We start from the raw sequence: 13,430 nt of genomic DNA on the forward strand, positions 1-13,430 counted from the left end.
GTGGCCGCTCGCAGCAAGGTGGTGGCAGTGGCCGTCGCCGCCGTCGTCCTGGTCGGCGCCGGGACCGCGGCGTCGTCCGCAGCCCAACTCGTCGGGACCCCGCGCTCGGATCTGTGCGCCGAGATGACCGATTCGGTCGGTCTCTACGAGGGGAACGACGTCACGCTCCTCGGCATCCCCGTGGGCGAGGTGACCGGCATCGATCCTCGCGGCGACCACGTCCGGGTCACGATGTCCGTCGAGGACTCGCTCACGCTGCCGGCCGACGTGGGTGCGGTGACGATGTCGGACTCCATCGTCACCGATCGCCGGCTCGAACTGACCACGCCGTATCGCGACGGCGTGCCCCTCGATCGCGACGAGTGCATCCCGCTGGAGCGCACCCGCACCCCCATCGGGATCAGCGACACCCTCGAGGCGGTGAACAAGCTCGGCGCGGAGCTTCTCGGAACGACGTCGACGACCGATCCGGACAACCCGCGGCCGCCGGACGAGGAGATTCTCGGCGACACCCTGCGCTCGCTCGACACCGCACTCGACGGCAGCGGGGAGCAACTCGGGACCGCGCTGTCCCAGGTCTCCGATCTGGTCGGCAATCCGGCGAACAAGGACACCCAGGTGCGCCGCATGGTCGACAGCGTCGACACGCTGACGGCGACCCTGGTGGACCGGTGGCCGGACATCACCCTGCTGATCGAGAACCTGAAGCAGGGGCTCGGGGCCGCGGGCGACTTCTCGGAGCGGTTCGCCCAGGCGATCGACCTGACGGTCGAGTTCCTGCCCGTCCTCGAGAAGACGCTGCCGAAGTTCGCACCCACGCTCTACCGCGTGCTCGACGTCGTCGTCCCGATCGTGGCGATCATCGTCAGCAGAGTCGGCGACATCGCGAGCATCCTGTCGCGGGTGCCGAAGCAGACGGAACAGCTCGCCTCCCTCCAGGATCCGGACACGCAGGCCGCCCGGCTGACGTTCGCACCTCCGCAGTTCGCAGTGCCCGTCGCGGGTGGGTCCACCGTGAACGTCGATCTGGTCCCGCTCGTGCTCGGATCGGCAGGGTCCCGGTGAAGCGGCTCCTGGCGGCGCTGACCGTGGCGGCCGCGGCCGTGACGGCGTCGGGCTGTGGTGCCTCGATCGCCGACCTGCCCGTGCCGGGCAGTTACGTTCCGGGCCCGACCTACCGGGTCGACATCGAGTTCTCGAGTGTGCTGAATCTGCCGGCGCGGGCCAAGGTGGTCCTCGACGGTGTGGACGTCGGGCTCCTGGAGTCGGTCACCCTCACTGGTTCGACCGCCGTCGCCGCCGTGAACGTCGATCGCACCGTCGCACTGCCGGCGCTCACGCGAGCGGAACTGCGCCAGGGCACGATCCTGGGCGAGATCTACGTCGCGTTGCAGCGTCCGGAGGACGGATCCGACACCTCGGGTGCCACCCTGCAGGACGGCGACGTCATCCCGCTCGAGCGGACGACGCCGGCGGACAACGTCGAAGACGTGCTGCGCGGGCTCTCCGAGGTGGTGGCCGGCGGGCACATCGTCGACTTCCAGCGGTCCATCGATCGGTTCAACCGGGCGATCCCGCCGGATCCGGCGACGGTCGACCTCATCAACGACAAGGCCCGAGAGGCGTTGCGAGACCTGGCGACCAACACGACGGAGCTCGACCGCATCCTGGGCGGCGCCGAGGCGGTGACCCGGTCGTTCGCCGAGAAGACGGACACGCTCGACACCATCCTAACGAGTGGTCCGGAACGTGTCGCGGGACTCGCGGACGCCCTGTTGGTCGTGGTCGACGCCCTGATCGATCTGGGGTACATGTCGCGGAACATCGGTGCCGTGATCAACCCGGTGGCGGGAGATCTGCACGACGTGATCGCCACTCTGCAACCCATGATCCGCACTCTCGCCACGGCCGATCTGACGGCGCCGATGCTGGCGTCCCGCATGGACGCCCTGCTGCGCGAGAAGCTGGTGCCGTTCTTCACGTCGTCGCCGAACGTCCGCATCGCCTCCGTCTCGGGTGACACGCCCGCGGGAGAAGCACCCGTCGATCAAGCCGACGAGATGATTCAGGTTCTGCGATCGATCGGATTCGTGCGATGAGGGGTTCGATCCTGTCCGCCACGGCGCTCGCGGCGGTCGCCGTGCTGGGTGTCGGATACCTGTCGTTGAACGTCCTGGACATCGATCCGCGACGCGACCACGCCGAGATCACCGTGCCGCTCACGACTTCCGGCGGCCTGATCGACACCTCTCAGGTGACCTTGCGAGGATTCGCCATCGGCAGGGTCGAGCGGATCGACGTCGAGGGCGGTGGACTCCGTGCCGTCGTCAGAGTGGATGCCGCGCAGAAGATTCCGGTCGACACCGAGGTGCGGGTCTCGAATCTCTCCGCGGCGGGCGAACAGTTCCTCGACTTCCGTCCGCACTCGGACTCCGGGCCGTACCTGGCGGACGGGGACGTGGTGGACGCGGCGGACGTCTCGGTCGCTCCCAGCGTCAGCGACACCCTCGCGGTCGCCGAGGCACTCACGCGCGAGATCGACACCGATGCGCTGGGCGGCATCGTCGACACGGTCGACACCGCCACGCGTGGCCGGGAGTCGGACATCGACAACGTCGTCGAGGTGTTGCGGCTGCTGTCCCTCACGTTGGCCGACAAGAAGGACGAGATCCGGCGGCTGTATCGCAACCTGCAGGTGCTCGGCGAGAACGCGTACGCCGATGCGCTGGGCCCGCGGCTCGCGGACGCGGTTCCCGAACTGAACGCCTCCGGAGCAGGTCTCGACCACCTGATCGGTTCGTACCAGGACTACTCGTACGTCGGCGAGACCGTGTGGGACGGCGAACTGGCCCGGTTGGTGCCCAAGATCGACGAGTACCTGAGTCAGTTGTCGCCGGACCTCGGCTTCATCGCCACCGTGCTGCGCCCGGTCACACAGCCGATCCGCCCGCTCCGGGTCGATGCCGGCGCCCTGGTGACGATGCTCGAGCAGGTCTTCCCGCGCGGCGGACCGGCTCGGGTGGCCGTGACCCTGCCCGGCAACTGACGTACCCCTCCTGCATCAGACGGACGACTAGAAGGCCATCATGACAACAGAACTCGACACCACCTCGACCGAGGACGACGCGGCGCCGGACACGGCGGTGCCCGCGGTGTCGTCCCGGACGCGCCTCGTGGCGATCGTCGCCACCGTGGTCGCCGTGCTCGCGACCGTCGCTGCCGTGGTGGCAGGAGTGCAGTGGCAGTCCGCCCACTCGGCCCTGGCCGCGGAACGCGGAGCCGATGCCGACCGCGCCACCGCCGAGAACACGGCGCGGGCGTACACGGAGCGGTCGTTGACCTACGACCACACGGACATCGACGGCTTCTTCGGGGGCGTAGAGGAGGGCACCACCGACGCTCTGCGTGAGCGCTTCGACGGTGTGCGCGAGGTGCTCACGCAGATCATGACCGACTCGCAGGTGGTGGCGTCGGGTCGGGTGAACGCAGCGACGGTCACGGCGCAGGAGGGCGACACCTACACGGTGTCGGTCTTCGCGACCCAGACCACGCAGAACCTGCAGCAGCCCGAACCCGGTGCCGTGCCGACGCTTCTGACGGTGACCGTCGAGCACACCGGCGACGAGTGGTTGGTCTCGGACTACGGAGCCGACACCGGCACGTCCTGATCGCTGCGGCTCAGCCGCCCGGTGACGAACTGGGCTGCGCCGTGGATGCGCTGCTCCACATGCTCGACCCCGCGTTCCCGCAGGACGTCGGTGATGTCGTCGCGTCGGAACATCTCCAGTCCCACGGTGCTCGCTGCCGCGGCGGTGACCGCCCCGACCGGCTGTGGGCCGCGCCGCACCGTCGTCATGAGCGCGATGCGGCCGCCCGGTCGCAGCACCCGGATCATCTCGTCGAGGACCCGGTACGGCTCCGGCACCAGGTACAGCGCGGCGTAGCAGCACACCGCGTCCACGGCGTCGTCCTCGAACGGGATCTCTCGCGCGTCCCCGAGCAGGTAGGCGACGTGCTCGTCGTCGTCGGTGTCCGCCGACGCGCGGGCGATCATCGGCTCCGACGCGTCCAGGCCGATGACGAGAGGCCGACCGTGCGCTCCGGTGAGCATGGCCTCGGCCAGCGATCGCGAGAAGTTGCCGGGTCCGCACGCGACGTCCAGGACGACCGACACGTCGGGGGACACGAGACCGAGGTCACGCACCGCGTAGGCCCGCTGTTCCTCCACGGAGGGCCCGCCGGCGCCCATCCACAGGCGGAACAGAGGCCGCCACGCGCGTTCGTAAACGGCCGCGAGGGGGGAGAAGGTCATCAGGCGCCCGGCGACGGACGATGCGGAGGCGGGGGACGCCTCTCGCGCTGTGGAGTCCGTCACCCGGACGTCGAGCACTCCGCGCATCGGCGACGACGCGTCGACACCCGTTCGGAGCAGTTCTCGGGTCCGCCGTACCGCGGGTGTCTCGGCCATACCGACCACGCTAGCGCGACCACGCCCACGGCGGTGCGGACGTTGCTACTGTGACCGACGGGGTCCGGTCGGACCCGTTCGCGTACAGGGGAGGACGTCACGTCATGGCTTCGATCACGGTGCCCACCATCGCTGGAATCGGTCTCGCTGCAACAGGTGCCGCGCACTTCGTGGCGCCCGACGCCTTCCGCTCGATCACCGAGCCGGCGTTCCCGAAGGACACTCGTACGTGGACCTACCGCAACGGTGCGTCGGAGCTCGTGATCGGCACTGCCATCGCCGTCCCGGCCACGCGCAAGGTCGGTCTCGTCGCGCTCGCGGGGTACCTCGGCTTCCTCGGGTACCGGATGGCCACCGCTCGCTGATCCGTCGCCGGGGACGAACCGGACATGGTTTACGAGTCAACGATGCACGGGTAGACATGTGTACATGTCCACAGCAACCGCATACGCCGCCACCGCACCCGACGCACCGCTCGAGAAGACCACCATCGAGCGACGAGAGCTCGGTCCGAACGACATCCTGATCGACGTCAAGTTCGCCGGTATCTGCCACTCGGACATCCACACCGCCCGTAATGAGTGGGGCGGCACCACGTACCCCGTCGTCCCCGGCCACGAGATCGCCGGCATCGTCGCCGAGGTCGGTTCCGACGTCACCAGCCGCAAGGTCGGCGATCGCGTCGGCGTCGGCTGCTTCGTCGACTCCTGTGGCACCTGTGAGGCCTGCAAGGACGGCGACGAGCAGTACTGCACCAAGGGCGTCGTCCAGACGTACAACTCGAAGACGTACGAGGGTGAGTTCACCCACGGTGGCTACTCGACGCAGATCGTCGTCACCGAGAAGTTCGTGCTGGGCATCCCCGAGGGCGTCGAGCTCGACGTCGCCGCGCCGCTGCTGTGCGCCGGCATCACCCTCTACTCGCCGCTGAAGCACTGGGGCGCGGGCCCCGACAAGAAGGTCGCCATCATCGGCATGGGCGGACTGGGCCACGTCGGCGTCAAGATCGCCCACGCGCTCGGCGCTCACGTCACCGTGCTCAGCCAGACACTGAGCAAGGAGGAGGACGGCAAGCGACTCGGAGCCGACGAGTACTACGCCACCAAGGACACCACCGCGCTGAAGGACCTGCGCGGCAAGTTCGACCTCATCCTCAACACCGTCTCCGCGAACCTGCCGATGGGCGACTACCTCGGCCTGCTCGCCCGTAACGGCACGCTCGTCGAGTTGGGCGTTCCCGAGAAGCCCCTCGAGGTCCCGGCCTTCAACCTGCTGGCGAACCGTCGTTCGTTCGCGGGCTCCATGGTCGGCGGCATCGCCGAGACCCAGGAGATGCTGGACTTCTGCGCCGAGCACCACATCGGCGCCGAGATCGAGGTCATCTCCGGCGACCAGATCAACGAGGCGTACGACCGCGTCGTCAAGTCGGACGTGCGCTACCGCTTCGTGATCGACACCGCCACCCTCTGATCCACAGGCGCAGCGCCACAGCTGCGAACACCACTTCCGGGCGCCGACCTCGCGGTCGGCGCCCGTCGGCGTTCACGGCCGCGGCAGGGACGCCAGACGCTGCTTCTCGTGCTCCACGTCGAAGTCCGCGGGCGGCCACTGCAGGTCCAACGACGTCAGTGCTCCCGTCAGCAGCTCCGTGACGGCGAGGCGGCTGTACCACTTGTGATCGGACGGCACCACGTACCAGGGCGCCCACTGCGTGTCGGTGCGATCCAGGACCGCCTGGTACGCCTCCTGGTAGGCGACCCACTTCTCGCGCGCCTCGATGTCGCTCGGGTCGTACTTCCAGTACTTGTCCGGCCGGCGCAGTCGACGAGCGAGACGCTTGCCCTGCTGCTCCCACGACAGCGCCATGGCCACCTTGACGATGGTGGTGCCGCTCTCGACCACGCGGCGCTCGAAGTCGTTGATCTCGTCGTAGCGCGTGCGCCACACGCTGGGAGGAGCAAGTTCGTTCACACGAACGATGAGGACGTCCTCGTAGTGGGACCGATCGAAGACCCCGATCTGGCCCGGTCGCGGCAGCTTCTTCTCCACGCGCCACAGGAACGGGTGCGCCCGCTCCTCCTCCGTCGGGGTGCCGAAGGTCGCGTGATCGACACCCTGGGGCTCGACCATGCCGAGCACGTGCCGGACCATGCCGCCCTTGCCCGAGGTGTCCATCCCCTGCAGCACGAGCAGGACCGACCGGTGGTCGCCGCTCTTGCCGCAGGCGTACAGACGCTCCTGAAGTTCCGACAGGATCTTGCCGCGCGCCGACATCAACTCCTTGCCGGCGTCCTTGTCGCGATCGAAACCGGGCGTCGACGCGGCGTCCACCGTCGACCACGACGTGCCCGACGCGGCCAGGGCCGCGGGCAGATTCGTGGTGAAGCCGGGCGACGGTGAGCTGCTCATCCCGCGAGCGTAGGCGTACGCCCCGCTTCTCTAGTGTAGTTCCTCGCGGAGTTGGGCGAGTGTCCGGGCGAGGAGACGCGAGACGTGCATCTGCGAGATCCCCATCTTCTCGGCGATCTGCGTCTGCGTCATGTTTCCGAAGAAGCGCAGCAGCAGCACGTTGCGCTCACGCTCGGGGAGCTTCTCGAGCAGGGGACGGAGAGCCTCGTGGTTCTCGACGTTCTCCATCTCCTTGTCGTAGTCGCCGAGGGTGTCCGCCAACGACAGGCCCTCGGAATCGCTTCCGCTGGAAGCACTGTCGACCGAGAGTGTCTGGTAGGCGTTGCCGGCGGTGAGCCCCATCGCGACCTCGTCGCGGTCCAGGTCGAGATACTCGGCCAACTCGGAGACGGTCGGTGACCGCCCCTGCGTCTGCGACAGATCCGCGATGGCACGGGAGAGCTGCAGGTGCAGTTCCTTCATGCGCCGAGGGACGCGGACGGCCCATCCCGCGTCACGGAAGTGTCGGCGTACCTCGCCCATGATCGTGGGTACCGCGAAGGACACGAAATCGGATCCGCGTTCGACGTCGAAGCGATCGACCGCGTTGACCAGCCCGACGCGGGCGACCTGCACCAGATCGTCGTGCGCCTCACCGCGGCCGTCGAATCGGCGGGCGATGTGTTCGGCGAGTGGCAGGCACCGCGTCACCAGCTCGTCGCGCAGCTTGCCTCGCAGGGGATCGCCCTCGGGCAGCGTGCGGATGCGGGTGAAGCGCTCGGCGACGTCGGCGTACTCGTCCGCCGAGCGCCGTGACTTCGGCTTGCGTTCGCTTGTCGTCACTCGTCCCAGCCGTGCTTGCTCTTGGTGAACTCGATGGTGGTCGAGACGACACCGTGCTCGTCCTCGGACTGCGACGTCGACACGGAGTCGGTCAGGGCGTTGAGAACGTGCCAGCCGAAACCACTGGCGTCCAGATCGGCGCCGGCCTCGGTCGTCGTCGTCACCGACACGTGGAGGGCGTCGTCCGCGGTGAGGAAACGGCACACCATGCGGGCACCCGGGGTGGCACGCACGATGAGGCGGCTGCAGGACTCGTCGATGGCGAGCCGGATGTCGGCGATGCTGTCCAGATCGAAGTCGTCCTGGGCGGCGAGTGTCGCGGCCACGGCGCGAGTGACCGACAGCTGGCTCGCGTCGGCGTGGACACCGAGCTCGATGGTGGCGTCGGCCCCCTCCGTGTTCGGCTCCGTCGTGATGGCCCGTGTCATGAGGTCTCCCACTTCTTCGTGTCGCGTGTCGGTTCAGACGAACCTCGTACGTGTTCGACCGGTCGAGATTACCCGGGGGCCGTCGTCGCAAAACGTGCACCGTACCGGCGGCGTCTCCCGCGGCGTCGCTCGATGTTCACCAGGATCCTCACCGAAGTGGTTGGCAGACCGCTCCGGGTAGCGTAGGTTCAGAGACAGGTTGAGTCAGCAGCCGACGTACGAAGCACCGTCGATGGTCGCTCGGACTCCTTTCCATCAACCGCCACTCATTCTGCAGTCGCGGACGGGTTCTTTCTCCTGCAGCACCATTGCTCTGCTTCTCCAGCTAGATCGGCATTTGGAGAATCATGACTGTTTCGACTTCACACGCATCCACCACCACCACTCTCGGCGACGACGTCGTCATGCTCGGCGGACTCATCTCCGTCGTGCGCACCGACTCGGAGACCACGTACCGCGTCACCGGCAGTGTGGATCTGTCCAACTCGTCCACCTTCTCGGACGTCGTGAGCAACGACGTCGAGGCGGGACGAAGCATCGTGCTCGATTTGTCCGGAGTCGACTTCTTCGGCACCGCAGCACTTTCCGTCGTGGCGGGTCTCGACGCCCGCAGCGCGGCGAACGGTTCCCACCTGACCCTCGTGGTCGGCGACGCGGTCACCCGCGTCATGGGTGCCGCTCGGTGGGAGCCCACCGCACGCGTGGTCCGCTGACCACCCTGCACCGAAACTCGGCGTGATCCGGTTCGTCCGGGTCGTCGCTCCCCCCTGCCCCTGTCGCCGGTTCCCGGTGGCAGGGGAAGTGTCATGTCCGGGGCCGTAGGCTCTGACGGCATGGAACCTGTTGCCGCACTGCGAGAGGTGGCGTTCTGGCTCGAGCGGTCGCGGGCCGAGACGCGCCGGGTCAAGGCCTACCGCACCGCCGCCGACGTCCTGGCCGCACTGGACGCCGACAGGATGGCCGAGCTCGCTCGCACCGACGGCTGGACCACCCTGCGCGGCATCGGTCCGAAGACCTCCGCGGTCGCCGCGGCGGCCGCGGCCGGCGAGGTTCCCGAGTACCTCCTGCAACTGCGCGCCGAGGCACAGCCCATCGGGGTCGGCGGCGAGGAACTGCGAACAGCTCTGCGCGGGGATCTGCACACGCACTCCGACTGGTCGGACGGGGGAAGTCCGATCGAGGAGATGGCGGAGACCGCGCGCAGGATCGGGCACGAGTACTGGGTGCTCACCGACCATTCACCGCGTCTGACCGTCGCCCACGGGCTCTCCGCCGACCGACTGCGCGCCCAGCTCGAGGTCATGGACGAGGTGCAGCGACGCTTCGAGACCGACGGCGGGCGGCCGATGCGGGTGCTGACCGGCATCGAGGTCGACATCCTCGACGACGGGTCGCTGGACCAGGAGCCGGAGCTGCTCGACGACCTCGACATCGTCGTCGCGAGCGTCCACTCCCACCTGCGCGCGGACAGCGCCACGATGACGGCGCGCATGATCGCCGCGGTGACGAACCCGCAGGTCGACGTTCTCGGCCACTGCACCGGCCGTCTCGTCGAGGGCGGACGCGGCACCCGCCCCGAGTCGACGTTCGACGCCCGTGCCGTGTTCGAGGCGTGCCGTGACCACGGGACCGCGGTGGAGATCAACGCGCGTCCCGAGCGCCAGGACCCGCCGGAGCGGTTGATGGAGCTCGCTCTGGAGATCGGCTGCCTGTTCAGTATCGACACCGACGCGCACGCCCCCGGCCAACTGGACTGGCTCGGCCACGGTTGTGCACGTGCCACCGCGGTGGGCATTCCGCCGGACCGTATCGTCACCACCTGGCCGGTCGACCGGTTGCTGGACTGGGCGTCGTCGGACGGAGCGTGACGCGGGCAGGTACCGGTCCCCGAGAGGAAAAGCGGGCAAAGAACGGGCAGAGTGCGTCGAAGGTGGAACAATCGCGAGGTGTTGCTGGGGGCGGAAACGGGTCTGGGGGCGGAGACGTGGTGACGGGAAGCCTGAACTCGGGTGGCCTGAACTCTGGTGGTTCGGACTCGGGCGACGCCGGCGACAGGCGCACCGTTCTGGCAGCGCTGACGGCGATCTCCGAGTCGTCCCAGGACGGTGTCGTGGTCTTCGATCGCAACACCTCCGTGCGGTACGCCAACGCCGCCGCCCGCACCATCCTCGAGTTCCCGGCCCACGAGAACCCGTCCGCGCGAGACCTCGTCGCGGACACGGCGGCCTCTACACTCGACCTCATTCTCGCCGAGCTGAACGCCACGGGAGCCTGGACCGGTCGGATCGCGGTGGGAACTCCGGCCCGACCGATCCTGGTGTCCGCCTGGGTACTCGGACCCACCGACGGCCACGAGGTCGTGGTCGCGACACTCGTGGACGGCTCCGAGCGGCAGGAGCGCGAGGAGGAGCTCGTCGACGCCCTCACCGCCGTCCGCCGCCGAGCGCGCGAGCAGCGCATCGTTGCCGGGCTCAACCGTGCGGCGCTCACCGGATCCTTCGACGACCTCGTGGTCACCGCTCTGCAGTCCATCGTGGATCTCGTCGGTGCCACGCACGCCGTGGTGTTCCGCCGACGCGGTGCGGACCGCCTGGCCGTCCACGCGGCCACCTTCGAGCCGCCGGACGAGGAGACCCTGCCCTCGGGCACCGCGACGCTGGCCGGCTACGCGCTCGAGCGCGAGGAGGTGATCGTGTGCGCGGACACCCGCGACGAGACCCGCTTCGACGTCACCCTGCTGGAGGACCACGACCTCCGCAGCGGTGTCGCGGCTCCCGTCCGCGGGGGCGACGGCACGTGGGGTGTCCTCGTCGTCTATCGCACCGAGCCGCACACGCCGTCGGCCGACACGCTGTCCTTCGTCGTCACGGTGGCCGCGGTGCTGGCGTCCGCCGTGCGACGGTCCGACCTCGAACGCGAGCTGCGGTACCGCAGCCTGCACGACCCGCTGACGCAGTTGGCGAATCGCACGCTCGCGTACCAACGCATCGATTCCGCGCTCGGAGTCTCGCGCGAGGACGGCACGCTCACCGCGGTGATCCTGGTGGACCTCCACGACTTCCGCACCATCAACGACAGCTTCGGCCACGGGGCGGGGGACGCGGTGCTCACGGCGGTGGCGCCGATGCTCACGCGCACCGTCAGGCCCTCCGACACCGTCGCCCGCTTCGGCGGCGACGAGTTCCTGCTCGTGTGCCCGGGCCTGCGCAGCACCTTCGACGCCATCGGCGTCGCCCAGGGTGTGCTGGCCATGTTCCGCCGTCCGCTCACCATCGGGAACCGGACGACGACCGTCACCGCCTGCATGGGCATCTCGGTCGGGTACGGCGAGCACACCGCCGCGGAGATGGTCCGCCAGGCGGACGTCGCCATGGGGGGCGCGAAGAAGGAGGGGCCGGGGAGCTACGAGCTGTACGACAAGGTGCAGGGCGGAGAAGCGTTGCGGCGCTTGACCATCGCCTCGGAGCTCCGGTCTGCGATCGAGAACGACGACCTCGACGTGGCGTACCAACCCGTGTTCGACATCCGATCCGGACGCATGACCGGGGTCGAGGCGCTCGCGCGGTGGACCACGTCGAGTCTCGGCGTCGTCGGGCCCGACGAGTTCGTTCCCGCCGCCGAACGCGCGGGCCTGATCGGGCCGCTCGGCAGCTGGGTGCTGCGCCGGGCGTGCACCGAGGCCGCGCGCTGGCAGACCGGTGATCCGGTGGAACTTCGCGTCAACGTCAGTCCGCTGCAGCTTCGTCAGCGCACGTTCGCGTCGTCCCTCGCCGACACGCTCGAGCGCACCGGTCTCGCCCCGGATCTGCTGGGCATCGAGATCACCGAGACCCTGTGGCTCGAGGACACGTCCGCCGTGAAGAACAACCTCGACGAGCTGCACCGGATGGGCATCAAGATCCTGCTGGACGACTTCGGTGTCGGCCACAGCTCGCTGGACTACCTGACGCGCTTCCCGATCCTCGACGCCATCAAGATCGATCGATCGTTCGTCGCCGACCTGCCGACCGAGCAGTCGGAGGCGGTCATCCGCGCCGTCGTGTCGGTGGCCGACGCGTTCGGTCTCGACGTGGTGGGCGAGGGCGTGGAGACCACGGCCCAACTCGACAGCCTCGTCCGGTGCGGATGCGGCTACGCCCAGGGCTACCTGATGGCGCGACCACTACCGCCGGGCGACGTGACCGCCCTGGTGGCGTCCGGGGGTCGGATGAATGTCGATGCCGGACCTGCTCGGTGACCGACGCTTCGACACGTACATGTTCTCGTCCGCGAGCGACCACGACGCGGTGATGCTGCCGGCCTCGGTGACCGTGCTCCAGCCGACCGACATCGGCACGTCCGCCGCGTGGGCGGAGGACTCCAGGGCCGTGAGCATGCCGTCGACGTCGGTGGCGTCGCGGTCGAACACCAGGACTCCGAACTCGTCGCCGCCGAGACGGGCCACGACGTCCGACTCGTGAGCCCACGCCCGCAGCAGTTCGGCGGCGCGTCGGATCACCCGGTCTCCCGCGGCATGGCCGTGCCGGTCGTTCACCTGCTTCATCCCGTCGAGGTCGACGACCACCACGGCGCCGGGGTCGGCGAAGCGAGTCCAGCGCGCGTCCTCGGGCTCGAGCACCCGGTTCCATCCCCGCCTGTTGAAGAGTCCGGTGAGAGGGTCGGTCTCCGCCTCGCGCCGAGCCAGTTCGGCGGACCGCTCCGCGACCGCGCGGGCGTGGTCGGTCTCGAACACCGTGGTGAGCAGCCCGGACAGAAGATCGAGCAGCGCGGTCATGCCGGCGGGCAGCGGCCCGCTGATCGGCCGCGAGCCGAAACCGCACATCGTGCCGAACAGCGAGCCGTCCGCCCGCCGGATGGGCACACCGATGTACGACCGGACCGGGTCGTGCCCGGGAACGCCGATGCGCGGAATGCCCGCGTCGTCGAGGTCCTCCACGACGGACGGGATCTCGCCCTCGGTCATCGAATGGCACAGCGACTCGTTCCACCCCACGACGAGGCCGGTGTCGATCCCCAGGCCGTTGGTGTTGGTGCGCAGGAAGATCTGCTTGTCGTCGACGACGCGCGAGACGGCCCAGGCCGTCGCGGGAAGGATGCTGTCGAGATACGCGACGACGGCCGCACCCGCGGCGTCGAAGGTGGAGAGCGCGGAGGGCGGCGGTGCGATCGAGGGGGGACGAGGTGGAACGGTCACGGTCTGTCCTGAGGGCGGAAGGTCGACCGCGGCACCCCCGGAACCGCGTGGCCGGTGAGTCCGGACCGAGTGTCGTCTGTCGACACCGATTCTAGCCCCCGGCGGGCGA

14 protein-coding genes are annotated in these 13,430 nt (G+C 68.9%); 9 read left to right on the forward strand and 5 right to left on the reverse strand.

The window, feature by feature from the left end:
* From OG947_RS13435 to OG947_RS13450, 4 genes are read left to right on the forward strand one after another with little or no spacing between them, the layout of a single operon-like run.
* Positions 1-1,065 carry an MCE family protein gene (locus OG947_RS13435; protein WP_328812063.1) on the forward strand — a complete coding sequence of 355 codons (1,065 nt, stop codon included), beginning with the start codon at positions 1-3 and terminating at the stop codon, positions 1,063-1,065.
* The gene (locus tag OG947_RS13440; RefSeq protein ID WP_328812064.1) at positions 1,062-2,099 is read left to right on the forward strand and encodes an MlaD family protein; all 1,038 of its coding nucleotides are present in this window, start codon (positions 1,062-1,064) and stop codon (positions 2,097-2,099) included. The genes OG947_RS13435 and OG947_RS13440 overlap by 4 nt, the downstream gene beginning before the upstream one ends.
* Positions 2,096-3,046, forward strand: coding sequence for an MlaD family protein (locus OG947_RS13445; protein ID WP_037186130.1), 951 nt, complete (start codon positions 2,096-2,098; stop codon positions 3,044-3,046). Before OG947_RS13440 ends, OG947_RS13445 begins: the two co-directional genes overlap by 4 nt.
* A gap of 40 nt (positions 3,047-3,086) precedes the next feature.
* Positions 3,087-3,668 carry a hypothetical protein gene (locus tag OG947_RS13450; protein ID WP_051613463.1) on the forward strand — a complete coding sequence of 194 codons (582 nt, stop codon included), beginning with the start codon at positions 3,087-3,089 and terminating at the stop codon, positions 3,666-3,668.
* On the opposite strand, the gene OG947_RS13455 is transcribed toward OG947_RS13450, so the two are convergent.
* A complete protein-coding gene (locus OG947_RS13455) occupies positions 3,641-4,468 on the reverse strand; it encodes a class I SAM-dependent methyltransferase (RefSeq protein WP_155957055.1) in 828 nt (275 codons plus the stop codon). The two genes, OG947_RS13450 and OG947_RS13455, sit on opposite strands and share 28 nt — an antisense overlap.
* Positions 4,469-4,572: 104 nt before the next feature.
* On the opposite strand from OG947_RS13455, the gene OG947_RS13460 reads away from it, so the two are divergent.
* The gene (locus OG947_RS13460; protein ID WP_027506312.1) at positions 4,573-4,833 is read left to right on the forward strand and encodes a hypothetical protein; all 261 of its coding nucleotides are present in this window, start codon (positions 4,573-4,575) and stop codon (positions 4,831-4,833) included.
* 64 nt (positions 4,834-4,897) lie between these two features.
* On the forward strand, positions 4,898-5,938 hold the full coding sequence (locus tag OG947_RS13465; protein ID WP_027506313.1) for an NAD(P)-dependent alcohol dehydrogenase: 1,041 nt from the start codon (positions 4,898-4,900) through the stop codon (positions 5,936-5,938).
* Between the two features lie 72 nt (positions 5,939-6,010).
* Here OG947_RS13465 and OG947_RS13470 read toward each other — a convergent pair whose 3' ends face one another.
* The 3 genes from OG947_RS13470 to OG947_RS13480 are packed head-to-tail and all read right to left on the reverse strand — an operon-like array spanning position 6,011 to position 8,127.
* Complete coding sequence (locus tag OG947_RS13470; RefSeq protein ID WP_056441540.1) at positions 6,011-6,877, reverse strand: PPK2 family polyphosphate kinase; 867 nt, start codon at positions 6,875-6,877, stop codon at positions 6,011-6,013.
* A 30-nt stretch (positions 6,878-6,907) separates the two neighbouring features.
* On the reverse strand, positions 6,908-7,699 hold the full coding sequence (locus tag OG947_RS13475; protein ID WP_027506315.1) for a SigB/SigF/SigG family RNA polymerase sigma factor: 792 nt from the start codon (positions 7,697-7,699) through the stop codon (positions 6,908-6,910).
* On the reverse strand, positions 7,696-8,127 hold the full coding sequence (locus OG947_RS13480; RefSeq protein ID WP_056442299.1) for an ATP-binding protein: 432 nt from the start codon (positions 8,125-8,127) through the stop codon (positions 7,696-7,698). Before OG947_RS13480 ends, OG947_RS13475 begins: the two co-directional genes overlap by 4 nt.
* 347 nt (positions 8,128-8,474) lie before the next feature.
* On the opposite strand from OG947_RS13480, the gene OG947_RS13485 reads away from it, so the two are divergent.
* The 3 genes from OG947_RS13485 to OG947_RS13495 all read left to right on the forward strand — a co-directional run bounded on the left by OG947_RS13485 (position 8,475) and on the right by OG947_RS13495 (position 12,364).
* Complete coding sequence (locus OG947_RS13485) at positions 8,475-8,840, forward strand: STAS domain-containing protein (RefSeq protein ID WP_328812065.1); 366 nt, start codon at positions 8,475-8,477, stop codon at positions 8,838-8,840.
* A 120-nt stretch (positions 8,841-8,960) separates the two neighbouring features.
* On the forward strand, positions 8,961-9,995 hold the full coding sequence (locus tag OG947_RS13490) for a PHP domain-containing protein (RefSeq protein WP_328812066.1): 1,035 nt from the start codon (positions 8,961-8,963) through the stop codon (positions 9,993-9,995).
* Between the two features lie 119 nt (positions 9,996-10,114).
* The gene (locus OG947_RS13495; protein ID WP_328812067.1) at positions 10,115-12,364 is read left to right on the forward strand and encodes an EAL domain-containing protein; all 2,250 of its coding nucleotides are present in this window, start codon (positions 10,115-10,117) and stop codon (positions 12,362-12,364) included.
* Here OG947_RS13495 and OG947_RS13500 read toward each other — a convergent pair.
* Positions 12,290-13,321, reverse strand: coding sequence for a sensor domain-containing diguanylate cyclase (locus OG947_RS13500; RefSeq protein ID WP_051613466.1), 1,032 nt, complete (start codon positions 13,319-13,321; stop codon positions 12,290-12,292). The two genes, OG947_RS13495 and OG947_RS13500, sit on opposite strands and share 75 nt — an antisense overlap.
* Positions 13,322-13,430: the final 109 nt, after the last annotated feature.

Source organism: Rhodococcus sp. NBC_00297, assembly GCF_036173065.1.
Taxonomy (GTDB): domain Bacteria; phylum Actinomycetota; class Actinomycetes; order Mycobacteriales; family Mycobacteriaceae; genus Rhodococcoides.